Raw genomic sequence first — 22,811 nt, forward strand, 5'->3', positions numbered from 1 at the left:
GCTAACGGGTCAGGTTAGTATAATAAAGGATATTTGAAGTTGACTGGGATTCATAAAAAGAGTGGAGTGGTGTTTATGTTTAAAAAAAGTTTCGTTTCAATTATTTCGATTATTGTTATCTTAACTACTGTTGGGTGTACAAATAAGAATAAGGAAGCCATAACTACAAATGTGGAAAATAATCTAGCACAAAAATGGAATCAAAGCCCTCTATTCAAATCTGGTAATTACACAATGATTGGTGAAAAAGGGCGCTTAGGTTTCATTTATGATGATACTGAGGTTGTTAGATTTTATCCAAATAAAACTCAAAAATATATGTGGCATTTTTGGGGAGAAGAACAAGAGTTTAACGGAAAACTTAAAATAGTTGCTATACATGAGAATGATGAAGAAGAGCAAATAACTGTGGCAGAAGGCGGACTAGGTGGTGATAATAACGGAGCAGACCGACACGCTCCATCTAATATGTCATTGCCAAAGAGTGGTATGTGGAAATTAGATGCTTATATTGGAGATAAACTATTCGGAAGTGTGTATGTTAAGGTCCATAAGAAATAAACTTCTAAAAAATGGTCGTTGTAGTTTTAAAAAAGTAAAATTTACTTCAACTAATGGGTGCACTGCTTAAAGAACGGCTGCCATTACAACTGTCCTTTTTATTCAACAAAAGGGGCAGGTATGTTGAAGAAGGATTTTTAATATATTCTCGAGAAAGCTCTTAAATCAAATAAAGCTTTTTTCGGAGGAAGATATGGAAGAGTTTAAAGTGAAGCAATTAAAAAGTCTGTTTTATATTGATTTAGCCCATTTAGTTAATGAAAGCAAAGAAGAGGGTTTTCGGTTTCTTGAAAGATTAGTTAAAGATTTTGAAAATGGCACTAATAAATTTAATAAGCCTGGGGAATCTTTATATGGTTTGTTTAACAAAGAAGGTGTTCTAATTGCTATTGGAGGGCTTAATATAGATCCATTTTCAAATGATGAAAAAGTAGGACGGTTAAGAAGGTTCTATGTTTCTAATGATTATCGAAGGATGGGTCTTGGAAGACTTTTGTTAACACAAATAATTAACGATGCAAAACACTTTTATAAGGTTTTAGTACTTCATACAGATACAGAACAAGGAGATAAATTTTATACCTCTCTTGGATTTTCAAAGGAAAATATTTATCCGAATTCAACACATTATTTAAGCCTATTTAATATGTGAAGTGTTATTAAAAAAATGGTGCGTTATATGATCCAGCTGCCAAACCAGGTGGCCATTGAACAAAAGGGGCAGGTTTATTCAATAAGGCATTGGATTATTATGGTGAAATAAATTATAAAGGGGGGCAAAGTTTTATTATGAAAAAAGGTTGGGTTTCGCTTATTAGTGGCTTAATTTTAGGTTTAATAATTTCGTTCTTTACTCTTGATTATAATGGCTGGAAAGTTCAACGAATAGGGGAAAAGGGTGAAGTTATTAATACAATAAATGAGTTGGATTTTGATTTAATAACCAATTGCTTTTTTATAGTGCTTATTTCAATTTTAGTTATTTATATACTCTTGACAGTCTTAGAAAAAATAAGAAAAACATAAATTTACTTATTTAGCTAACGATGCAATTGTGAAGAAACCGGCGCCATTACAATTGGGTTTTTTCTTGTTTAACAAACGGGGCAGGCTATTGCGGTTATCGTAATGTTTTTCCCTTAAATTTAAATGCGATATATAGTACCTTATATAAAATATTACAAATGCTAAAAAGGAGAGAAATGATGGGGAAAATAAATTATTCCATTGTTGATGTTTTTTCACAAGGAAAATATACAGGGAATCAACTTGCTGTTTTTAAAAATGCTGGAAACATTCCCGATGATGAGATGCAACAAATAGCTAAGGAAATTAATTTTTCAGAGACTACTTTTATTTTATCTGACAAAGAAAAAGCTGGCGGCTACGACGTTCGTATCTTTACGCCTAACGAAGAAGTCCCTTTTGCTGGGCATCCAACTTTAGGAACCGCATATATCATTCAAAGCGAAGTATTAACCGACCCCTCCGATAAACTTATATTAAATTTTAAAGGCGGACAGATTCCCGTCTCGTTTGATAATCAAGAAGAAATACTATGGATGAAACAAAACAAACCAACTTTTGGTCGGATTTTAGATGCAAATAAGGTTTCTGATGTATTAAGTATAGATAAAGAATTCATAGATAATAGATTTCCTATCCAAGAGGTTTCAACTGGACTTCCAGTGATTGTTGTGCCTTTAACATCTTTAGAAGCAGTTAAAAAAGTAAGCGTAAATAAAGAAAAATACTTTGAATTAATTGAAGATACTAATGCAAAAGCCATTATGGTGTTTTCTCCTGAAGCGTATAATTCCGAAAATGATTTAAATGTTCGAGACTTTGCAGATTATTATGGTGTTCCTGAAGATGCTGCTACTGGAAGTTCTAATGGATGTTTAGCTTCTTACTTAGTTAAATATCGATATTTTGAAAAAAGTGAAATAAATATTCGCGTAGAACAAGGATATGAAATAAAAAGACCATCCTTATTGTTTTTGAAAGCAAGTGAAGATAACGGGGAAATCATTATATATGTAGGTGGAAAAGTAGAAAAAATTGCCCAGGGTGAATGGTTTCTATAATTTTTCCTCCTTCAACAACGAGTGCATTAATTTAAGATACGGCTGCCAAATTTGGTGGTCTTTTCTTATTATACAAAAGGGGCAGGTTTGTTTAAGGAGGGAAAAATTTAAATTTTACAGGTTTGGTGCAATGATGATACCTTCTATCGTCTTAATCGTCTAATTAATCGTAAGGCGTAAATATTGTTAATTTGTTTATAAGTGGCTTTTTTACATTACTTATTATGTTTACCATAGGTAAGATCCCTATAAAGTGTAAAAAATTCAGAAGCGAGGAGGGGATAGGAAGGTCATACTAAAAAGAAATTATATGGTTGGTTGTGGCAGAAGGGTTTGGCCTGGGCAACAGCAACTCGTAAAATGGGGAAATAATCGTATCAACTTTAACTAATAAGAAGTACAATTCGAAAAGGATACTTCGATATTTTATAAAAAATTTCTAAATATTGTAATTTATATCGTCAGAAATGTATCATGGAGATATTACATCTTTTCTTAAAGGGGGATTTTAAATGAAAGTAATATTGCCTTTTGCAATAGCCCTGCTTGCACTAACAGGATGTTCTGCATTAGCAAGTGATGAATCTACTGAAACGAAATGGTTTGAAACCAAAGAAGAAACAATTGATTATGGCATTAAAGAAGAAAAGATTAAAAAAGAAGACATTATTGGGAAAGTTAGTGAAAACGGAGAAACATTTATTATTTATAAGAAACAATTAGAGGAAGGCTTAGGCGTAGGTGTATCAAGCATAAGTGAAAATGAAGGGCAATATGCCTGGTATGATCCTGATCAAGATGTACTTGTTAAGAATGATGAGGTCAAACAATATTCTTCTCAAATAAGTTGGGGAACAGAAACACAGTCAGGAAAAACTTTTACAATTTATACCGGAGTAAGTGAAGCAGAAGCTCCTGTCGTTAAAACAAAAACTGGCGAAGTAAGTCCCACAATTGACAACAAAACAGGAATTTATTTTTATATCCAACCAACTAAATAGGCCCAAAGACCCTTTACCAAATTTTAACAAAATTGGATAATTTAGATAATTCTGGTAAAGGAGGAAAAGTATGAGAAGAAGTATTAAAAATGTTTTTGCTGTCTTAAGTTTGAGTGTTGTTTTTTTAGGGGGATTTGGAGGATCTACATTCGCTGCAGGGTCGAAGGATGCTAATAAACCTGTAAAAATCGAGAAGAGAAATGCCATTTATGATGAATCTCTAGGAAAGTATGTAACACCTCTTAAGGAAGTAGATGGACAATTAGTTCCAGTTTCAAAAGAAGAATATGTAAATGAGATTGAAAATTCTGAAGAAGTTGACACTGAGGGTATGTTTACTGATGAGGATGCAACTGGTGATGGTGATGTATCAATCTTAAGGGATTATTACGAATACTACAGATACACTCCTTCTTCAACTACCAATGTGACTGGTGGTACTAAAAAGGTAACTGCAGACATCGGTTGTACTACATCTACTTGTAGAATTGATAAAGCAGTTAGTGTAACAGTATCCGCTACGTATAGTGTTTCTCTAACAGCAGAAAAAGATGCGATTAAGGCTAATGCAGGCTTTTCATGGACTAGTAGCGCATCTGACTCTAGCACATATTCTTTCACACTATCAAAAGGTGACTCTGGCTATATTGGATTCAAGCCATACTTAAAGAAAACTTCTGGAACTTTAAAAAGATATTCAAATTGGGATGGTTTACTATCTAGTAAATCAGCTTATGCTTATTCTCCGAGAAAAACCTCATCTGGTGAAGCAGATGGTTATTACTACTTTGTACATTATTAATAGCTGAACAAAAGGGTGTCTTGATAAGGACACCCTTTTGTGTTTAAATAATTCGAAAAAACAGCTAGTTCCAATAGAGGATGTTATACAAAAGGTAAATGTAGGCATTACTTTAACATCAAGCTGCACAATGGTGGCCTATTCTTACTTAACTAACGGGGCAGTTTTGTCGAATAAGAACTTGTTATAACATTGCATATTTATTAGTGGAGGATTCTTATATTAGCAAATTAATTAATGGCAGGTTATAAAACAATCAGGTATTTTAATAAAGGAGTGGGGCACAATTTTTAGAAAGTTATTCTTTAAAATATGAAGAGATTGCTTCTGAAATGGGCTTTCCTGATTGGAAATCAGCTTGTGAATATACATATTTTGTCTTCCATATTCCTGAAGATGCTCAATGGAGTGTCACTGAGCTGCCAAATAGAACTTGGGCAGTTTGGAATGACATAGGTGAACCTCCATATTCATTTCACCTTTTCTCAACTTGGCGAGAAGCAATTACCTTTTTAAGAAGTATTTTTGAAAAAGAGAAATACTTAGAGGATTATTGGGACCCAGAAGGATATGATCCAGGAGAAGATGTATTTTTAAAACCACCAGATAAACACAAAAAAGACGATTAATTATTTATTTTTTGATTGAATCCCTTATTCAATAAACGGGGCAGTTTAGTGCAAGAAGAATAAAAGTAAAATGTTATAATGAATTTATTATTTTTTTAAAGGGGCAGCATAGGAATAAAAATCTTATGTCTTATTCTATTATCTTCTTAGGATTATGTATTCTTGTAGGTTCTTGGTTTATTTTACAATCTATACAATCCAATCAATTTAAAACATCACAGAAAGAACAATTTCGGTATGAATTAATTTCCCCAAATGATAGTAACATCATTATTTTTGATAAACAAAGTGGAGACTATTTTTCGAAATATATTGAACCTAATGAGGGACCGACCGAATGGCAAAAACAAAAATCACCAATATCTACTTCACCAAAGTTAATCTGAGATTTTATTGAGCTATGGAATGCCCTATGTACAAGGACTGCTGCCGAACTAGGCGGCTATTTTTTTGTTGAACTACAGGGGCAGGTTAGTGAAATAAGGTAGGACATTGGAATAAGACTTGAGAATATATATTTTTAAAAAGAAATATAGGGGTGATTACAATACAAAAATGCGATACTTGCAACAATCCATTTAAGTGGATTAAAATTTTTAGAGCTAATTGGTTTTACAGCACAATAAACTGCGACAGATGCGGCACAGAATATAAGATAGCATTTCCTTCTAGGTTTATTTGCGTCTCTTTTACAATAATACCAATGTGGATATATGGTTTGTTTGCATCTCCTTTCAGTAATGTTTTTACTACAATTGTTATATGTATCGCCACTGCGATTATTGGTTCTTTGTTCTCGCCTTTTTTAGTAAAATATAAGAAAGTTGCGAAGGGTTCACCGTAAGCTAAAGGGTACTTTTGTCAAAATTAACTGCTAATCGAGCAGTTTTTTCTTTATAAACTAACAGGGCATTTAGTGAAACACCTTGGCTTGGAAATGCGGGTTGGTTGTTGTGGATAAAATTAATTGAAGATGCGAAATATAACTGTAGATATTTTATGGGAGTGAGCATCGTGAAGAAAACAATTGTTCCTTTTACTATTTTATTAATGTTTGCCACAGATAACTTGGTTAATGCCAAATCTCCAGAGCCAAAGGAAATTAAACCATATGCAGAAGATTGGTATGTTACACCAGAAGATATTATTCGGGATATTATATTTCCAGTCATTGATAAAAGAGTGATGCAAGAGTATCCAGGTAATGATGCTGCTACCTTTGGTTGGCAGTCACAAAGGATTGTTGGTATTGTTTATAACAATAATCATTCTTATGATATTTCCATAAGTATTCACGTTCCTGACGAAAAAAATGCACCTGGCAACTATGCACATGACTTGGTTAAAGTAAGAGTATCTCCATCCTGCGATAGCCCCAAAATTGGATGTAGTCATGGTTTCAAAGTGGAATTATTAGATTATGAGCATTTAAATAAGGAAGAAGTGGAATAGGGTGTTGACTTATTGGTAGCACTTAACTTATATTCGACCATGTTCAACTTATTAAAATAAAGGCTGCAAAAAGGCAGCCTTTTTCTTATTGGACTAACAGGGGCAGGTTTATTGAATAAGGGACTGCATCAAAAACCACTCTTTAAGAACCTATCAGGAGCTTCTATAGAAAGCAAGTACCCCGTTTCTTCTCCGATGTTTATTTTTTATTCATAAAAATAATCTAAGCCCTAACATCAACAGGGTGGATTTTTACTTTAAAATTGATACACCTAAATCCAATATTTATTCTTTTTCATTTTGTTTTTGCTCATTAAGGGAGTTGGCAGCATCTATTAATTCCTTTTTAGCTTTAATATATCTACCGTTTCATCACTACAACATTCAAAAATAATATCGGAAGATGCTTCATCATCTTCTTGAAAACCACAATACTTTTTTAAGTTTTTTTCAAAAAATATGTAATTATCGTGGTTTCTGAATTCATCTATAATTTCCAAGCCTATACTTCTTAAGTAATTATTTATATCTTCCCTCTGTGTCGTGTACTTATTTATAACTTTTTCTACAACTAAACTTATGTTCAGAAAGCTTTCAATTGCTTTAATTAAGAATATAGTTTTTTCGTTTTTATCAATCTCATTAATACACCTGATTTGTTCCTTTAAAGTAAACTCCATATAAATCCCCCTTCATATTCGATGATAACCAGTAAAAATGAGAATTGTATTAAAATTGAATTAGAATTTAATGAAATTAATCTGATTTAGCTTAAGAAATTTACAAAAGGAAAAGGCATTACACGTTAGGGAAGTGATTTTAGAAACTTATGGGTTCTAATCCTGTTTCTTATTTTACAAAAGGGGCAGGTTAGCATTCCTGTAGATCGTTATTTTTGAGCTTTGAAAAAAATAGGGCTCCTCAGTAAGATATGAGTAAGACACGACTCTAACTCAAACTTAGGAGGAACCCTTACTATGAAGTTTAAAATGCAGGACAAACAAAATCAACTAATAGAAAGAATTACTGAAAAACATCTTGTGGTTGGTGTGGATATTGCTCAACAATTTCACGTAGCCAGAGCAGTGAATTTCCGTGGGATTGTAGTAGGAGATCCAATCACTTTTCCAAACAACGAAGAGGGATTTTCGTCCCTGTTAATCTGGATTAATAGCATTAAAAGTTTACATAAACTTGAGGCTGCCATAGTTGGTATGGAACCTACCGGTCATTATTGGATTAATCTTTCTAAATGGCTGATGAAACAAGATATTGAGGTAGTGACAGTTAACCCTCATTTGGTGAAAAGAAATAAAGAAAACCGTGATAATACCCAATCAAAGAGTGATAAAAAAGACGCTCTTGTAATAGCAGATATGGTGAAGAACGGTTACTATTCCTTTGTAAGAGATACTTCTGAGTCGTTTGAAAAGCTCAGGGTACTTATGTCGAATCGGGATGTCATTGTTAAGAGGCTTGTAAGCTCGATTAATCAATTGAATCGCTGGGTGGATATTGTCTTCCCCGAGCTTAGACAAGTATTTAAAGACATCACTGCTAAAGGGGCCATCGCAACACTTCGGCTTTTCCCATCTCCGATGGAACTGGGTTCCATGAAGCCTGAAGAGATCGTGGCCGGGTGGAAGTTATTGATGAAGCGACAGCCTGGATTAAAGAAAGCCTATTTACTCCTCAATGTAGCCAGGAAATCAGTTGGTACAAGGCAAGCATTAGAAGCTTATAAATTTCATCTTGAACAATTACTCGAAGAGTATGACCTTGCGATTCAACAACTTGAAAGAGTTGAGCTGGCAATCAAGGATGAACTACCTAAAATTCCTTTCGCGAATAAGTTACTTATGATTAAGGGAATTAGTGAAATTTCGTTAGCTGGTATTTTAGGGGAAGCAGGAGATTTAAGTGGTTTTTCACACGGCAACTCTTTACTTCGCCATGCAGGACTCCATCTAGCCGAAGCCAGTTCAGGGAAGTGGAAAGGGCAAATTATCATTTCAAAGCGTGGAAGATCAAGGTTAAGACGTTTCCTCTATTTAGCTACTATGAGTCTGGTAATGAACAACCCGGAATTTAAAGCCCTCCACTCGAATAATGTTAAGCTCAAGAAAATGAAAAAAATGAAATCTATAATGAAGCTGATCGGGAAGTTAGCTAGGATCTTTGTAGGGATAGCGCGAAAAAACGAAGCTTATTGTGCCAAGAAGGTCCAGCCGTTAACTGAGTTGGCAGCGTAGTCCAATTCACTTTTTCTCGAAGAGAATCATTACCCCTTATATTTTTAAAGATCGAGTGTTGGCTTATTCGCAGGATTTCAAATATGTACGGAGTACCAGGTTTGTTCAACAAAAGGGCACTGACCCATCAGGTTAGCATAACTGGCCTCCACCCCTTGGATAGGCATGACGAAGGAATGAGAGGGCAATTGACCCGTTGAGACATGGGAGGGAAAGCCTCCAAGGGCTGGCGTGGAGAAGTACATCATATGGTAGAATTTGGAGTATAATCCTACTCCTCTATTTAACTATGTCTTCATGTAGCCATTTGTCCAGAATCTACTCTTTTCAATTTAGAAATATATATCCATGGAGGATGAAATCCTGCGAATAAGCGAGCATTCGTGAGTAAACCGTATTAAACTGAGGGAGTTGAAGAAGGTATTTGTTCAAAAAGAGTCGAACTATTTAATGGAATTTTATGCTTATGATTTGCCGATAGAATTTTCTATCGGTTTATTTTTTTTGGGTGATAGGATTTTTAGTCAAATTACGTATTTAATATATGAATACAAAAAAGTGACAAGGGGGGTTAAAGTTGAGTCTTGAAGAACAATTTCTTGTTGAACAAATAAAGTTAAAAAATGAAAAAGGCATTTCTAATATACTTGATAAGTATGGCGGATTGCTAAATGCAATAATTCAAAAATATCTTCAGAAAAATCGTCAAGATACTGAGGAATGTATGGCAGATGTTCTGGTATCAATCTGGTACCATATTGATTCATTCGACCCTTCAAGAAACGAATTTAAAAATTGGATTGCAGCTATTGCAAAGTACAAAGCAATTGATTATCTGAGGAAATCAGAACAGGAAAAGCAATATTTGAGTAAAGCTGAATTGTCGGAGGGAAATTTGGGACAACTCGTTTCCGATAAAAACAAAGTTGATACGGAAAATTTATTAGATGAACTTCCTGAATTAGAACGGTCAATATTTGAAAAATATTATATAGAAGGGTTTCCTTCAAGGGAAATTGCAAAGCAGTTTAATACAAAAGAATCCTGGGTGCATAATAAGCTCTCCAGGGGTAGAAAAAAATTAAGAAGTATATTAATGAGAAATGAGGTGAAAAAAAATGACTATTTATAACAAGCTTAACGATGTAGAAATCAATTTGGATGAATTTGAAGAAATTGAACTTTCAAAATTGGAAAAGAAACGAATTTTGAAGAGAGTTAAAAAGGACATCTCTTTAGGTGGAACTCGAAAAAAATGGGTAACTATAAGCGTGGGTGTGGCTGCTATTATCATGAGTGCTGTTTTAATAATCGATAAAGAGACTGTTGCAGATATGCCCTTTATTGGAGAAAAGATAGAAAAATATATAAATATTAACGAAAATCTTGATTATTCCTCATATAAAACAAACATAGGGAGTACTGCAGAAAATGGGCTTGGTAAATTAACATTAAATGAAGTAATTGTTGACGATCAACGTATATATGTAAGTTCTACCTTCCAGCCAACAAAAAATGTTGATGTGGATTACCAAACTGCTATTACACCCAGAGTAAAGATAAATGGGCAAGATACTTCACTTACAACTGGTGGAGAAACAATTGAATTAAGTAATAATATGTTTACCATATTTAACGATATAGAATTAAGCCAGGAAATTAAAACAGAGGAAGTTGATATTGAAATTATTTACGACAGATGGGATCGTACAATTATTGATCAACCTTGGGTCTTTAAAATTGGAGTCAGCCAATCACGGTTAATGAAAGAGAAAAAAGTGTTCGATATGAATACGCAATTAACGCTGAATAATGGGGAAATTGTTACTCTCCAAAAAGTAGTCACAACACCAATGTCAACAACAGTTTATTATAATTTGTCCCAAAGCAGCAGTGAAGATATACGTTTTAAAATCCAAACACAAGAGGGAACAATTGGGGAGTTTAGCTCGGCTTTTAATTCAAATAGTCCAGGGGTTATGTCCTATGCTAGGTTTAATGGAATTACATTGAACAGTGGGGAATACTTCCTGATGGCTTATGATTCGAATGATAACGAACTAATTAAAGAAGCAGTTCCAATAAAATAGTAGGAATGAAAGTTAAAAATCAGCTGCCAATCGGCGGCTTTTTCTTAAACAAACGGGGCAGGTTTGTTTAATAGGACATATTAACTGGGATTCCTTTTTAGAGAAATTAAAAACCGCTCAATCATCAATCGTGTTGAGCGGCAAATAAGAATATTATTTTTTTACAGCGTGGATATAGTGAATTGTTTCGAATGCAGTCAAATAATCCGTCCGATTACTAAAGAAACGGTCATTTATCTGAACTGGTGACAAATGTTCATAAATCAGTAACCCTGATTTTTCTAACATATTCTCGATCTCATTATAAGTGAAACAGGATTTCATTGGTTCTCCACTTGCCGAAGCCATTTTCACCATATTTTCGACTCTATTAGAGATTCCTTTTTCTTCAAAGAGGTTTTCATCCGCATAGTCAAAAACGATAGAACTTCCTATTGGGGCTTTAGCAAATAGACTACTTATTAAACGTGAATTTTCTTCTTTAGTCAAATAATAAGACACACCCAAAAGGCTAAAGAAAGTCTTTTTGTTTTCAAAGCCTTCATCTATAAGTTTTTGAAAGGAGAACTTTTTGGTAAAGTCCATTGAAACAAAATGTAGATTCCCCGGGGTTATAAGGTTGGCATTATCAAGCCTTTTCTTTTTAAATTCCTGTGTAGATGGATGGTCAATTTCAAATATCTCTAATATTTTTTCTAATCCAGGATGTCTGAAACAAAAAGTATCTAAGCCGGCTCCAAGTATTACGTACTGTTTTAATCCTAACATTATTTCATTTAATAATACTTTTTCGCAATACGCTGCACGAGCTAGAGGTGTAGGAGAAAGCTGGACTTGTGTAATCCATTTTAAGACTTCTTCCGATTTACCTTGCAACGTTTGAGCAATACCTTCGTTAAAAAATTGTATACCATTAATCATATTCTCACTGATTTCTGAAATCTCTTTTTTGGAAATTAGTTCTTGTGCAACATAATCATCAAAAATTTTAGGTGTGTCATATTGACTGTGGTATGCTCGACCAAACGCTGATATTAAGGACGTTAAACTGGATTCATTGGGCTTCATTCAATTGCCTCCTCTTAAACGAAAATAAGATTCCCCGGCCAGGAGAATCTTATTATACACAGAGGTTTGTAACTTGTAAATTATAGCATAAATAGGATTTTTTGTCAAATCATTTGACTGTGCTGTATCCTGAAATAAAACAAAATTTGTGAATGCTCCTAAACAATAGGGTGCATAACTTTAAGATCCGGCTGCCGAACCAGGCAGCTTATTCTTATTTGAAAAAGGGGCAGGATAATTCAATAGATGATAGCAATAGTAAGAGTGATTAACGTAATGGTAGGAAGTGATGTAAATGTCGGTATTCATTCAAAATAGTCATAAAAGCATAATTAACTCAATTAAGTTTAGAGAGAAAGATTTCGCAGTTTTGAGTATTGGTGTTATGTTAAGAGATTTTGAAGGGTTTACCTATAACTTTATAAAAGGTACTTTCAAGTTTCCTTTATTCTTTGTTTTACCAACGTTTTTTATTGATGATGAAGAAACAGGAAAGATGAAACAGCTTCAAATCGATTATCTTATTAATAAAAATAGTAAATGGGTGATTCTTAAAGTAGATTCTAAAGCTCAATTTAAACTAATAACCAAATATTGTGAGTGGTTGCTTATAATAGTTTTGGTTCGTTTATGTTCCAAGGTGAAAACATCCTTTATAAAGACTTATATCCAAATGTGCATTGGGACCATCCAACTGAGTTCCTTAATCTTAATTGGGATAAGGTAGCAACGTTAATTGATATACATAAAGTTGGATACACCGTAATTACTAACGATATTAGAATCAATAGCACAATAAAATTGTTAAACTATATTCCTAAAGAGTATGAAATTGATTTAGAGAATTGTGATATTTGATTTCAAGGTGCTTCAACTGGGAACGTGGGCATTAACCTAAGAACGATTGATTCCTTTTGATCTTGAATTTTCTTAATGTAGAAACGTGGCAGTTTAGTTGAATAACTAAAATTGTAAAACAATATAGAAATAATAAACGTTATACTAAAAGAAAGGTGGGATTGGAATGGAAAGAATTATTTTATTTGATGGAGAGTGTAATTTTTGTGACCAAAGCGTTCAATTTATCATCAAAAGAGACCCAAAAGGACACTTTAAATTTGCTTCGTTACAAAGTTATTTAGGAAAAGAATTATTGAATAAGCATAATGCTCCAGAGGATATAGATAGTTTTGTTCTTATAGAAGATAACAATTGCTACTTTAAATCATCGGCAGCCCTTCGAGTTTGCAAAAACTTGAAAGGAGCATGGAAGATACCTTATGTCCTGTTAGTTATCCCAAAACCCATCAGAGACTTCTTTTATGGGCTTATAGCTAAAAATAGATATAAATGGTTTGGCAAAAAAGAAAGCTGTATGTTACCTTCCCCCGAAGAAAGAAAACGGTTCTTATAATATTTGAAGAAATTGCTTGAGTATAACTATGGGAGGCTAGTAAGAAGCCGATTTATAAAACAGATTGGAGTTTTTTTATGAAAGTAGTTTTAGCAGGTGGAACAGGCTTTATTGGTGAATCTTTTAAGAACAAATTTAAGGAATTAGGATATGAGGTACATATCATATCAAGGCAAAAGCAACATATTTCTTGGGAAGATAAATTGAGTATTAAAGAGGCATTGGAAGATACTGAACTACTAATCAATCTTGCGGGGAAATCTGTGAATTGTCGATACAATGAAGCAAATAAGAATGAAATTATGAATTCAAGGATAAGGACAACTAAAATACTTGGAGAAGCTATACAGGCGTGTACTAATCCACCTGCCATTTGGATGAATTCCAGTACGGCAACTATTTATCGGCACGCAGAAGACCGTCCAATGACTGAAGAAAAAGGAGAAATTGGTTCAGGATTCTCGGTTAATGTTGCAACAAACTGGGAGAAAACCTTCTTTTCCTTTGACTTACCAAAAACAAGGCAAATCGCCTTACGCATAGCTATTGTATTAGGTAAGGATGGTGGAGTTATGACACCTTATCGAAATTTAGTGAAGTTTGGACTTGGAGGGATTCAGGGAACGGGAAACCAAAAGTTTAGTTGGATACATATCGACGATTTGTTTCAAATCGTTCTCTTTTTGAAAGATAAAGAAGAGCTAAGTGGTGTTTTTAATTGCTCTTCACCACAACCTGTTAGTAATCGTGAATTAATGAAAGAACTAAGAAAAACGCTGAATGTTCCATTCGGTTTACCTTCACCCAAATGGATGTTGGAGATTGGCTCATTGCTAATTAAAACAGAAACGGAATTGGTGTTAAAAAGTCGGTGGGTTCTCCCAGACCGGTTAGAACGTGAAGGTTACACGTTTACTTTTAAGACACTTGATAAGACATTGCAAGACATTCTAAAGTAATGAAATGTTCTATAGATAAAGATTGTGAAGAGTTACACTTAAAGTAAAGGGTGCTTTCGTCCAAGATCAGCTGCGAATCAGGCAGCTTTTTCTTATGCAACAAAAGGGGCAGGATAGTTAAATAAAAGATTCAAACTTATACTAATATATTTCCCATCCTGCCGTGTCAGTGGAAATTACAAAATGCAAAATACTTACTTACTTACCATCTCGACCATTTCCCTAATTGCTTCAATAACAGCTTCTGGTTTATCAATGTGAATAGCATGTCCCGCCTCTTTAATGATTATATGTTTGGATTTTGTTGACAAAGTTGCTAGTTCCTTTTGAAAATTCATCCATACGGCCATTGAGTCTGTTGTGTGAATAGGTTGGGTGCAGCCAGTCATTACCATAAGAGGAGTATTCCCAATGTCTGCTCCCCGAACTTGTTCTAGACTTTCTTCAAATTCAGTAAGGCTGCCTTCTATACCTTCTACGTGGAATTGAGCAAAATATCCTTCCTGAGCCTCTTTTGATAATAAAGGAGCCATTACTTTATTCTGGTCTTCGTGGCAAGACTCCAATAGGATTACTCCGGCTATCTCTTTTGGATACATATTCGTATATAATCTAGCGTTTACTCCCCCAAAAGAGTGCCCCACTAATATAAATGGGGGCTTAATATTGGCTTTTTGAAGCAGTGTTCTAAGGTGCTCAACGATTTGTAAACTATGTTTGGAGTTGTTCCCCTGGCTACTATTGCCTACACTTTCTCTGTCATACATAAATATCTTCGCAAATGTTGAAACATCTTCTCTAATCGGTTGCCAATTCTCCAATGGCCAGCCATATCCGGACATAAACACTATAGTTGGGCCATCGTTCTGCTCACCAAGGTATTCATAATATAATTCGGCTCCATCAATATTTATCCATTGACCGCTTACTTTAGTATCCATAATTTCCTCCTATAATAAGTAATGTTAATTTATAAATCTGCTTCCCTTAAAGTTAATTTAATCACCAGTTGGGATGAAGGTGGTTGCTAATTTGATCAATTTCCTGTCAGGCGAAGGTTTCTTACTAACAAATTCTCCAATTAAAACACGGTAACGATCAAAAAATTCTATCATCTCCTCTTCAGATAAGTGAAGAGGGGTAATTCCATATCTAAACCCATCCTCTATATAGTTCTCAACATCACGACTCAAAAGGTACTGCTGCATTTCCATTAAAAGGTGGGTGTTATAAACCATAAAAAAACGAAGGTGTTCATCTTGTGAATAGGCGGCAATATCTTGAGGAGAAAGCTGGAGATGTTCGTCAACCACACTGTAAATCTTCTCCGGTGTTCCCCTTACAAGTCTTTCCTCACTGACCTGAACCAGACCGGCATCAACTAAAGTACTTAGTTGACGGTACATGGTAGCTTGTGGCACATTTCCTAGTTTTTTAACTAGTTGATATACTGTCAATTTTTCTTCTAACAAGGCTTGTACGATACGCATTCGAACAGGGTGCAGTAATATATCTGCTTTATTTTTCATTATTATCACCTCTAACCATTATCATTATATAAAACGATAATGGTTTTGTTACAAAATGTAAAGGCTAAGACATCTTTTTGCATTTTTAACAAACGGGGCAGGTTAGTTAAGGAAGGATTTCTGGGACCAGGACCGAATCATTTACATTATCCCGAGAATGAGGTGGTTATAATGAAGTTGGGACTAAAACGAGATGAAGTAAGGTTAGAAGAACATAGCGTTGAATGGCAGAAAGAGTTTTATAAGGTGAAACAGGATATTCTAAATTCAACCCCTATTCAGGAAAATCGAATTGAACATATTGGAAGCACAGCTATTAAGGATATGGTTGCCAAACCCATATTGGATTTAGTTGTGGGTGTAGATGATATTGAAAATGTTGATAAGGTAATTTTTCAAGGGCTAAAGGAGGTTGGGTTTTTAAGACTTCGGGTTCAACGTCCTGACGAAATCGTGCTTGCAAAGTTTACTGATGAAACCTACGAAGAAAAGACCCACTTTATTCATTTAGTTGACTATAATAAAGAACTTTGGAACAACTTAATCTTTTTTAGGGATTACTTAAATGCAAACGAAACAGTACGGGCCCAATACAGAAATCTGAAAAAGAAATTTCTAGAAGAAAAAAATGGTGGAATTGATGAATATACTGACTATAAGGAACAATTCGTAAGAGAAATTTACGGGAAAAGAATTTAAGTCCTTGTTCAACTAAACCAGCTAATAGTTTGTCAACATTTTTCAATAAAAAGAATAATAACGTCATGATATACTAAAAATGTTCATGCCAAATAACCTTCCTCTATGTTTAATTTGGAAGGTTTTGTTGTATTTAGTTAGATATAGTTTTTAAACTGTATCTTGGAAAATAGTTCTGCTTTTTAATAAGGCAAAAATCCAATGTAAGAGCTTATTAACACATGCAATAACTGCTACTTTGAAGGGTTTTCCTTCTTCACGTTTTTTATCGTAAAACTCTCTTAATCTTTTATTGCGTGCGATGATTTTATCAGTCGTTTTCTTTTTACGAGCATCACGAATACCACTTTGAACTGCCATATACAAGGCATGTCGAAGTCTACTAGAACCTCGTTTGGTAATTCGATTTACAGATGCGGTAAACTTACCAGAAGAGAAAACACTAGGATCTACTCCAGCGAATGCAACGAGCTTTTTGGCATCATTGAACCGATCTATCTCACCAATCTCGGAAATAATCGTGGCGGCGATTTTCTCTCCAATTCCAGGGATAGACTGCAGTATATGATATTCTTCAATTTCTTTAGCGAGGGCATCTATTTCACCTGCAATCTTAGATAGATGCTCTTGGTATTGAAGAACGATCTTGACTAATAACTCTAGATTAAAAATATTACTCTGGTAGAGGTTGCTTTGAAACGGATTACGAAGGGCTGCTTCCCTTAATTTTTTGGCCTTTTCGTTTGCCCATGCATCTGAACGACTCATACATAGCGAAGCTATTTTCTCTGTTATTTCTCTTTCACTCACACTTAACACTACTTCTGAAGTAGGAAATTCTAATAATGTAAGCAATGAGACTTTGGAATATAAACTTCCAAAAACTCCTCTATATTCAGGAAATACCTGATCCAAAAGGGTATGCAGCTGTATTTTAGTCTGTGCTGATACTTCGGCAATACTTTCTTGTTGTCTTGTTAGATTACGAAGATTTAATAGTTGAATTCCTCTTTTTTTATAAGGCTCTAATTCTTCTTTATAAAACAGTTCGCAAAGGTGAAAAGAATCAATTGTATCTGTTTTTACCTTCCTTAAACTCGAACTTTTGGCTCGATGGGAGATAAGAGGATTGACAACAATATAAACAAAACATTGCTCCTCAAGAAATTGAATTACAGGAAAATGGTAATGTCCTGTTGATTCTAAAACCACCGTTGGCTGATGACCACCAGCTGAACTCTCTACTTCATGAAGGAACTCTAATAAACTACCTAAACCATCAGTATTGTGTTTGATACTAAAGCTCTTACGATACGGTTTGCCTTTGTCTAAAAATGCTTGAACCTGACTTTCACCTTTTGAAACATCCAGACCAATGACTGGATTCATAATCATATCTCCTCCTTTGTAAAACAACAATTGTCGGTATCCCCTAAGGCTTCTTGTAATGTCATAGGTTCGCTTGTTAAACGGGATCGTTGTCCCAACCAGCCTGAAACATGTTTATACAAGTAGGGGGTGAACAGTTTAGTTGACGGGATTTAACCCACGGGTGCGACGTTCTACCCCGACTACCGTAATATTAAGACCATAAATAAAAAGGTCAACCAGAAATATCTGGCTAACCTTATATTACGAACGGGTGCTTTCGTATTATAGAGTTAACCAGTTTTTACTGGTTGCTCTTTTTTTTATAGGACCTATTATTTCAGTAGCCAGGGTAGAACGTACGGGTGCGTGGGAGGTAGATCTCGTCAACTAAACTGTTCGCCCCCTACTTGTAGAATGATGTTTGAGGCTGGTTGGGACAAATGATCTCGTATAACAAGCGAAGCTATGGAACTACAGGAAGGTATAGGGGTTACTGGTGAGTAAAACTAAGGGAGAGATATTAATGAATCCAGTCATTGGCCTAGATGTAGCCAAAGGAGAAAGTGAGGTTCAAGCCTTTTTAGATAAAGACAAGCCGTTCGGGAAAAGTTTCAGTGTAAAGCATACCAAGGAGGATTTAGATTCGCTTATTTCTTTTTTGAGAGAGATAGAGGGACATACTGGGGTTAGGCCAGCAGTTATTCTTGAATCTACAGGACATTACCATACACCGATTATTCAATGTCTTGAGGGAAGTCAGTATCTATACATCTTGGTAAATCCCATCATTTCTTATCAAGCTAAGAAAACAAGCCTTAGAAAGGTAAAGACTGATGCAGTTGATGCATATCACCTTTGTGTTCTTTACTACAAGGAAGAATTTGAGCCATATAAGAAAAGAGGACTGAGACTTCTAAACCTGAGAACATTGTCAAGGCAATACGAAACCGTTACGAACCTTTACATCCAGGCAAAACTTCAGTTTCATACTCTTCTTGATCAGATATTTCCTGAATACAGGGGAGTCTTCGGGGATTTATTTTCGAAAGTTTCTCTTAAAATATTAAAGGAGTTTCCAACATCCGAAGATGTACTGATGGCAGGAGAAGCAAAGATTTTGGCACGAATTAAGGAAATGCGTATTAAACGATCCCCAAGTTGGATGAGGGAGAAGGCACACAAATTAATGGCTTCAGCTAAGCGGAATCCATTCCAACAAGGTGTTTATGAAAGCCAGTTGTTCAGTTTGGATATGTATATCAATATGCTTCTTCAATACCAAGAACACCTATCAAGCTTGGAGAGGCAGATAGATGTCCTGGCAGAAGAAATTGAAGAATGTAAGATAATCCAATCAATTCCCGGTATAGGAGAAAAAATCGCGGCAACGATTATTTCTGAAATCGGGGAAATTGACCGGTTTAATCACCCTAAAAAACTTGTGGCTTACGCAGGAATTGATCCAAGTGTCCATTCATCAGGTAAGTTCACAGCTACGATAAATCATATTACCAAACGAGGTTCAAGCCGATTACGGCACGCTTTATATATGGCCGTATTATGCGGTATAAGAAGCTCGAGGAACAAGAAGCTAAAAGAGTATTATGATCGGAAACGAAATGAAGGAAAGCCTTCAAAAGTAGCGATGATAGCTTGTGTAAACAAGCTTTTACACTGGATTTATGCAATCCTAAAAAGGAATGAGCAGTTCCTAGATATGGCTTAATCAACAAGAAAAAGCAGCTAATGAAAAACCTTCCAAAAGGTATTTGGAGGGTTATTTGGCGTGCCTTCCAAAGTATAACACGGAAGAAAAAAATTTTTAATAAGAAGTTCTTGACTCCTATTAGCTGGTTTAGTTCAATAAGACATAGTAATTAAGAACTTTAACAATCGGGCGCTTTTTGAAATAAGAAATGCGTTTTTTCTTTGTGAAAGGAGGAAAATTGCTGGATAGGCTTTAGCCCTTTTCTGATATAGTGTAATCTAAAATTTTTAAACAAATGCACTTATCACAATGGCTGTTTTATTTTAATGCCGTAATTCTGAAGTAAAAGCAGCCCAATTTCCCGCTCATAACATTAAGAAATTGGGCTTTGAACTTTCCTTTAAAAAAACAATTCAAACAATTCAATACAACTAAACCAAGACTTCTTGCGTGAAGGTGTATTTTCTTTCCACTTATTCTTCTTATCTCGCACTAAGCTTTATAACAGAATCTATAATCTGATTCCAGTCTTCACTATGAATCTCATGCCCAGTTCCATCAAGTGTCACTAATTCAGAATGAGGGATGGCTTTCTTAAGAGCAAGCCCGTGCTCGTATGGGAGAGCTGGGTCTTCTGTGCCATGAATAATGAGCACCGGTACACTGATCTCATCCATTCTATCGAAATATACGTCTCCACCTTGCAGCATGGCATGGTTAAATCTGCTCGGCAGATGTTTGGCGCGGTCTGCTTCCCTTGAAGCAAGTTTATATATTCTTTCCTGCTCGAAAGGTTTGGAGCCGGCTAAAGTTTTCCAGCCGCCCGCAAGAAAAGCAATTGCAGCATCCCGATCCGACCAATTGATAGAAGCACTCTTCGCGTGGTAATCCAGTATGTTCTGATCCATTGGAGGCAGCTTTTCCATCTCAGTCCCGAACACACTTGATGCAATCAGCGTAAGCGTCAGTACACGGTCCGGATATCTTAAGGCAAGTATCTGGCCAGTTAGGCCGCCCATGGACATGCCAACGATATGTGCCTGTTCTATATGATAAGCATCCAGTACACCGGCCGCATCGTCAGCCAAGTCCGTTATTGTATAATTTGAAGTACCAGGTTCATAAGTGGTCGATCGTCCCAGATCCCGATGATCGTATCGAATCACAAATCTACCCTTATCAGCAAGGCGGAGACAGAATTCCTCATCCCACCAGTCCAGTGAAGTCATTGCGCCCATAATCAAAAGGATAGCTGGATCCTTAGCATTTCCAAAGCTTTCTGTACATATATCCACATTATTTATTTTCAGAATTCGTTCAGTCATTTTTTACCTCCGTATTATCTAATCATCGTTACTATGTCGCAGATCAAATTCTTTCCGGAGCATGGTTGCCCTGCCCCTGTTAATTATCTGTGCCGAATCCCCTTGATAATCATGACGTGGCCTCCTTTTAAATCTTATTTAACAAGGGACTCATCTCTATATTTATTCCTTAACATATGACTAATCACTAAAAAACCAAAATTCCCATGTGTTTTTTTCTGGATATGCCACTTGTCATACTATATTTAGGCAGTGAATTAAAAAGGTACCTATCTATGAGTTGCAGACTTCGTATAAACAGCATAGGGAGGCTGCTTATACGCATGTTTTCTGAAAAAACCTCTCCCTATATGTAGGTTACATGGACTATATATAAAATTCCCCTCAAATAAAAAAATGGAAATCTTTAGCCGAAATTACTCTTTTTAAACTACTTTGTTTAGAGTAATGTAATAACGGAAGGTACATTTACCTTAGTAGATTATTAAATCTTATTTGGGTGCAGCCCAGTGAATCCCCATCATCTTAAAGGAGGAAAAGAAATAGTATGTTGAAAGAAGTCATTCCCGTAAATGAGATTACTAATTTTAAGTCACGTGCAGAAGAGTTTTTTCCTATTGAGTGGTATAAGGACATGCTTCACCATCATCCCGTGTATTATCATGAACAAACGAATACATGGAATGTGTTTACCTATGAGGGTGTGAAACAGGTGCTGGGCAACTATGAATTTTTTTCAAGTGCCGGACCGAGAACAACGATATTTGTTGGGGCAAATGACAAGCATGAGAAAGCGTCGCCTTTAACAAATCTTACACTTGTAGATCCGCCGGATCATCGGAAAGGGCGTTCCTTGTTAGCAGCAGCTTTTACTCCCCGCAGTTTAAAGAATTGGGAGCCGCGCATCAAGCAGATTGCCGAGGAGCTGGTAGAAAACATCCAGGATAATAATGAAATTAATATTGTTGAGGCTTTAGCAGCCCCGCTGCCAAGTATGGTTATTGCAGATTTATTCGGCGTGCCGATACAGGACAGAGCTCAATTCAAAGAATGGGTGGATATCCTTTTCCAGCCTTACGATAAAGAGAGACTGGAAGACATAGAGCTTCAAAAACAGAATGCTGCGAAAGAATATTTCCAATATCTCTATCCGATTGTTGTTCAAAAGCGGTCGAACCTTTCGGATGATATTATCTCTGATTTAATTCAAGCTGAAGTAGATGGTGAAAAGTTTACCGATAATGAAATTGTGCAGGTGACCATGCTGCTTTTAGGCGCAGGAGTGGAAACAACCAGTCATGCGATTGCCAATACGTTTTATTCATTGCTTTATGATGATGAGTCTTTATATGGAGAACTGCGTAATGACCTGGAATTAGTGCCAAATGCAGTTGAAGAAATGCTCCGCTATCGTTTTCATATGTCGAGAAGAGACCGAACTGTGAAAAAGGATAACAATTTATTGGGCGTTGAGTTAAAAGAAGGGGATGTCGTTATTGCCTGGATGAGTGCATGCAATATGGACCATCGGATGTTTGATGATCCTTTTTCTATAAACATACATCGTCCTAACAATAAAAAGCATCTAACATTCGGAAATGGCCCGCATTTCTGTTTGGGTGCACCTCTGGCACGCCTGGAAATGAAAATAGCACTGGAGACCTTCGTGAAGAAGTTCTCCAGCATCGAACCAGTGGAAGGGTTTGAATTAGAAAAGAATTTAACGGCATCAGCCACTGGCCAGTCTTTAACGAATCTGCCGATGAACGTGTATAAGTAAGGAATAAAGGCTCCCTTAAAGCAGGTACACTGACTGCTTTAAGGGAGTTTTAATATTGGAGAGGTAAAGGATGAGGCTGAAATA

General features: G+C 35.6%; 24 protein-coding genes. 18 read left to right on the forward strand and 6 right to left on the reverse strand.

The genetic code is table 11. The features are described from left to right. Positions 1-75 precede the first annotated feature (75 nt). The 9 genes from AC0VZ9_RS03935 to AC0VZ9_RS03975 all read left to right on the forward strand — a co-directional run bounded on the left by AC0VZ9_RS03935 (position 76) and on the right by AC0VZ9_RS03975 (position 6,532). Positions 76-561: a hypothetical protein gene (locus tag AC0VZ9_RS03935; RefSeq protein ID WP_061794368.1), complete on the forward strand. Its 486-nt coding sequence runs from the start codon at positions 76-78 to the stop codon at positions 559-561. 193 nt (positions 562-754) lie between these two features. Beyond that, on the forward strand, positions 755-1,213 hold the full coding sequence (locus tag AC0VZ9_RS03940; protein WP_071157472.1) for a GNAT family N-acetyltransferase: 459 nt from the start codon (positions 755-757) through the stop codon (positions 1,211-1,213). A 137-nt stretch (positions 1,214-1,350) separates the two neighbouring features. Then, complete coding sequence (locus AC0VZ9_RS03945; RefSeq protein WP_071157474.1) at positions 1,351-1,587, forward strand: hypothetical protein; 237 nt, start codon at positions 1,351-1,353, stop codon at positions 1,585-1,587. 179 nt (positions 1,588-1,766) lie between these two features. Further along, positions 1,767-2,648 (forward strand): PhzF family phenazine biosynthesis protein, encoded by an 882-nt coding sequence (locus AC0VZ9_RS03950; RefSeq protein WP_071157475.1) that lies wholly within the window; start codon positions 1,767-1,769, stop codon positions 2,646-2,648. A gap of 512 nt (positions 2,649-3,160) precedes the next feature. Beyond that, a complete protein-coding gene (locus tag AC0VZ9_RS03955) occupies positions 3,161-3,649 on the forward strand; it encodes a hypothetical protein (RefSeq protein ID WP_071157477.1) in 489 nt (162 codons plus the stop codon). 70 nt (positions 3,650-3,719) lie between these two features. Then, positions 3,720-4,451, forward strand: coding sequence for a DUF6060 domain-containing protein (locus tag AC0VZ9_RS03960; RefSeq protein ID WP_019379510.1), 732 nt, complete (start codon positions 3,720-3,722; stop codon positions 4,449-4,451). A 332-nt stretch (positions 4,452-4,783) separates the two neighbouring features. Beyond that, complete coding sequence (locus AC0VZ9_RS03965) at positions 4,784-5,080, forward strand: hypothetical protein (protein ID WP_019379509.1); 297 nt, start codon at positions 4,784-4,786, stop codon at positions 5,078-5,080. A 538-nt stretch (positions 5,081-5,618) separates the two neighbouring features. After that, the gene (locus AC0VZ9_RS03970) at positions 5,619-5,924 is read left to right on the forward strand and encodes a TIGR04104 family putative zinc finger protein (RefSeq protein ID WP_159865337.1); all 306 of its coding nucleotides are present in this window, start codon (positions 5,619-5,621) and stop codon (positions 5,922-5,924) included. A 170-nt stretch (positions 5,925-6,094) separates the two neighbouring features. Next, positions 6,095-6,532 (forward strand): hypothetical protein, encoded by a 438-nt coding sequence (locus AC0VZ9_RS03975; protein ID WP_475397038.1) that lies wholly within the window; start codon positions 6,095-6,097, stop codon positions 6,530-6,532. A gap of 335 nt (positions 6,533-6,867) precedes the next feature. Here AC0VZ9_RS03975 and AC0VZ9_RS03980 read toward each other — a convergent pair whose 3' ends face one another. Then, complete coding sequence (locus tag AC0VZ9_RS03980) at positions 6,868-7,212, reverse strand: hypothetical protein (RefSeq protein WP_159865344.1); 345 nt, start codon at positions 7,210-7,212, stop codon at positions 6,868-6,870. Positions 7,213-7,509: 297 nt separating this feature from the next. Here AC0VZ9_RS03980 and AC0VZ9_RS03985 point away from each other — a divergent pair, with 297 nt between their 5' ends. From AC0VZ9_RS03985 to AC0VZ9_RS03995, 3 genes are all read left to right on the forward strand, one after another. Next, positions 7,510-8,784: an IS110 family RNA-guided transposase gene (locus AC0VZ9_RS03985; protein ID WP_009336805.1), complete on the forward strand. Its 1,275-nt coding sequence runs from the start codon at positions 7,510-7,512 to the stop codon at positions 8,782-8,784. Between the two features lie 577 nt (positions 8,785-9,361). Further along, a complete protein-coding gene (locus AC0VZ9_RS03990; protein WP_159865350.1) occupies positions 9,362-9,916 on the forward strand; it encodes a sigma-70 family RNA polymerase sigma factor in 555 nt (184 codons plus the stop codon). Continuing rightward, a complete protein-coding gene (locus AC0VZ9_RS03995; protein WP_159865353.1) occupies positions 9,903-10,874 on the forward strand; it encodes a DUF4179 domain-containing protein in 972 nt (323 codons plus the stop codon). The genes AC0VZ9_RS03990 and AC0VZ9_RS03995 overlap by 14 nt, the downstream gene beginning before the upstream one ends. A 153-nt stretch (positions 10,875-11,027) precedes the next feature. On the opposite strand, the gene AC0VZ9_RS04000 is transcribed toward AC0VZ9_RS03995, so the two are convergent. Then, the gene (locus AC0VZ9_RS04000) at positions 11,028-11,942 is read right to left on the reverse strand and encodes a class I SAM-dependent methyltransferase (protein WP_192908174.1); all 915 of its coding nucleotides are present in this window, start codon (positions 11,940-11,942) and stop codon (positions 11,028-11,030) included. Positions 11,943-12,237: 295 nt separating this feature from the next. Here AC0VZ9_RS04000 and AC0VZ9_RS04005 point away from each other — a divergent pair, with 295 nt between their 5' ends. From AC0VZ9_RS04005 to AC0VZ9_RS04015, 3 genes are all read left to right on the forward strand, one after another. Continuing rightward, on the forward strand, positions 12,238-12,669 hold the full coding sequence (locus AC0VZ9_RS04005) for a hypothetical protein (protein ID WP_159865359.1): 432 nt from the start codon (positions 12,238-12,240) through the stop codon (positions 12,667-12,669). A gap of 297 nt (positions 12,670-12,966) precedes the next feature. Continuing rightward, positions 12,967-13,356, forward strand: a complete 390-nt coding sequence (locus tag AC0VZ9_RS04010; protein ID WP_159865362.1) for a thiol-disulfide oxidoreductase DCC family protein — start codon at positions 12,967-12,969, stop codon at positions 13,354-13,356. A gap of 77 nt (positions 13,357-13,433) precedes the next feature. Next, positions 13,434-14,315: a TIGR01777 family oxidoreductase gene (locus tag AC0VZ9_RS04015; protein WP_251157617.1), complete on the forward strand. Its 882-nt coding sequence runs from the start codon at positions 13,434-13,436 to the stop codon at positions 14,313-14,315. A gap of 194 nt (positions 14,316-14,509) precedes the next feature. On the opposite strand, the gene AC0VZ9_RS04020 is transcribed toward AC0VZ9_RS04015, so the two are convergent. Together AC0VZ9_RS04020 and AC0VZ9_RS04025 are read right to left on the reverse strand one after the other, a co-directional pair. Then, positions 14,510-15,256, reverse strand: coding sequence for an alpha/beta fold hydrolase (locus tag AC0VZ9_RS04020; protein WP_192908176.1), 747 nt, complete (start codon positions 15,254-15,256; stop codon positions 14,510-14,512). A gap of 57 nt (positions 15,257-15,313) precedes the next feature. After that, entirely contained in the window at positions 15,314-15,844 is a 531-nt protein-coding gene (locus tag AC0VZ9_RS04025; protein ID WP_159865371.1) for a helix-turn-helix domain-containing protein, read from the reverse strand. 171 nt (positions 15,845-16,015) lie between these two features. Here AC0VZ9_RS04025 and AC0VZ9_RS04030 point away from each other — a divergent pair, with 171 nt between their 5' ends. Continuing rightward, the gene (locus AC0VZ9_RS04030; RefSeq protein ID WP_192908177.1) at positions 16,016-16,543 is read left to right on the forward strand and encodes a GrpB family protein; all 528 of its coding nucleotides are present in this window, start codon (positions 16,016-16,018) and stop codon (positions 16,541-16,543) included. A 150-nt stretch (positions 16,544-16,693) separates the two neighbouring features. Here the strand turns inward: AC0VZ9_RS04030 and AC0VZ9_RS04035 are convergent, their stop codons facing one another. Continuing rightward, positions 16,694-17,932, reverse strand: a complete 1,239-nt coding sequence (locus AC0VZ9_RS04035; RefSeq protein ID WP_034297819.1) for an IS110 family RNA-guided transposase — start codon at positions 17,930-17,932, stop codon at positions 16,694-16,696. 505 nt (positions 17,933-18,437) lie between these two features. On the opposite strand from AC0VZ9_RS04035, the gene AC0VZ9_RS04040 reads away from it, so the two are divergent. Beyond that, positions 18,438-19,640 carry an IS110 family RNA-guided transposase gene (locus tag AC0VZ9_RS04040; RefSeq protein ID WP_159871975.1) on the forward strand — a complete coding sequence of 401 codons (1,203 nt, stop codon included), beginning with the start codon at positions 18,438-18,440 and terminating at the stop codon, positions 19,638-19,640. Positions 19,641-20,104: 464 nt separating this feature from the next. On the opposite strand, the gene mleCBF is transcribed toward AC0VZ9_RS04040, so the two are convergent. Beyond that, complete coding sequence (gene mleCBF / locus AC0VZ9_RS04045; protein ID WP_192908184.1) at positions 20,105-20,947, reverse strand: CBF family alpha/beta fold macrolide esterase; 843 nt, start codon at positions 20,945-20,947, stop codon at positions 20,105-20,107. Positions 20,948-21,494: 547 nt separating this feature from the next. On the opposite strand from mleCBF, the gene AC0VZ9_RS04050 reads away from it, so the two are divergent. Beyond that, positions 21,495-22,727, forward strand: coding sequence for a cytochrome P450 (locus AC0VZ9_RS04050; protein WP_009335262.1), 1,233 nt, complete (start codon positions 21,495-21,497; stop codon positions 22,725-22,727). Positions 22,728-22,811 lie beyond the last annotated feature (84 nt).

This window comes from Cytobacillus sp. QJM3NY_8 (assembly GCF_056173585.1).

What these genes read in the sequence shown, in the direction of transcription:
- AC0VZ9_RS03935 (WP_061794368.1), top strand. Translation starts at nt 76, where the DNA reads ATGTTTAAAAAAAGTTTCGTTTCAATTATTTCGATTATTGTTATCTTA.
- AC0VZ9_RS03940 (WP_071157472.1), top strand. Translation starts at nt 755, where the DNA reads ATGGAAGAGTTTAAAGTGAAGCAATTAAAAAGTCTGTTTTATATTGAT.
- AC0VZ9_RS03945 (WP_071157474.1), top strand. Translation starts at nt 1,351, where the DNA reads ATGAAAAAAGGTTGGGTTTCGCTTATTAGTGGCTTAATTTTAGGTTTA.
- AC0VZ9_RS03950 (WP_071157475.1), top strand. Translation starts at nt 1,767, where the DNA reads ATGGGGAAAATAAATTATTCCATTGTTGATGTTTTTTCACAAGGAAAA.
- AC0VZ9_RS03955 (WP_071157477.1), top strand. Translation starts at nt 3,161, where the DNA reads ATGAAAGTAATATTGCCTTTTGCAATAGCCCTGCTTGCACTAACAGGA.
- AC0VZ9_RS03960 (WP_019379510.1), top strand. Translation starts at nt 3,720, where the DNA reads ATGAGAAGAAGTATTAAAAATGTTTTTGCTGTCTTAAGTTTGAGTGTT.
- AC0VZ9_RS03965 (WP_019379509.1), top strand. Translation starts at nt 4,784, where the DNA reads ATGGGCTTTCCTGATTGGAAATCAGCTTGTGAATATACATATTTTGTC.
- AC0VZ9_RS03980 (WP_159865344.1), bottom strand. Translation starts at nt 7,212, where the DNA reads ATGGAGTTTACTTTAAAGGAACAAATCAGGTGTATTAATGAGATTGAT.
- AC0VZ9_RS03985 (WP_009336805.1), top strand. Translation starts at nt 7,510, where the DNA reads ATGAAGTTTAAAATGCAGGACAAACAAAATCAACTAATAGAAAGAATT.
- AC0VZ9_RS03995 (WP_159865353.1), top strand. Translation starts at nt 9,903, where the DNA reads ATGACTATTTATAACAAGCTTAACGATGTAGAAATCAATTTGGATGAA.
- AC0VZ9_RS04000 (WP_192908174.1), bottom strand. Translation starts at nt 11,942, where the DNA reads ATGAAGCCCAATGAATCCAGTTTAACGTCCTTAATATCAGCGTTTGGT.
- AC0VZ9_RS04005 (WP_159865359.1), top strand. Translation starts at nt 12,238, where the DNA reads ATGTCGGTATTCATTCAAAATAGTCATAAAAGCATAATTAACTCAATT.
- AC0VZ9_RS04010 (WP_159865362.1), top strand. Translation starts at nt 12,967, where the DNA reads ATGGAAAGAATTATTTTATTTGATGGAGAGTGTAATTTTTGTGACCAA.
- AC0VZ9_RS04015 (WP_251157617.1), top strand. Translation starts at nt 13,434, where the DNA reads ATGAAAGTAGTTTTAGCAGGTGGAACAGGCTTTATTGGTGAATCTTTT.
- AC0VZ9_RS04020 (WP_192908176.1), bottom strand. Translation starts at nt 15,256, where the DNA reads ATGGATACTAAAGTAAGCGGTCAATGGATAAATATTGATGGAGCCGAA.
- AC0VZ9_RS04025 (WP_159865371.1), bottom strand. Translation starts at nt 15,844, where the DNA reads ATGAAAAATAAAGCAGATATATTACTGCACCCTGTTCGAATGCGTATC.
- AC0VZ9_RS04030 (WP_192908177.1), top strand. Translation starts at nt 16,016, where the DNA reads ATGAAGTTGGGACTAAAACGAGATGAAGTAAGGTTAGAAGAACATAGC.
- AC0VZ9_RS04035 (WP_034297819.1), bottom strand. Translation starts at nt 17,932, where the DNA reads ATGAATCCAGTCATTGGTCTGGATGTTTCAAAAGGTGAAAGTCAGGTT.
- AC0VZ9_RS04040 (WP_159871975.1), top strand. Translation starts at nt 18,438, where the DNA reads ATGAATCCAGTCATTGGCCTAGATGTAGCCAAAGGAGAAAGTGAGGTT.
- mleCBF (WP_192908184.1), bottom strand. Translation starts at nt 20,947, where the DNA reads ATGACTGAACGAATTCTGAAAATAAATAATGTGGATATATGTACAGAA.
- AC0VZ9_RS04050 (WP_009335262.1), top strand. Translation starts at nt 21,495, where the DNA reads ATGTTGAAAGAAGTCATTCCCGTAAATGAGATTACTAATTTTAAGTCA.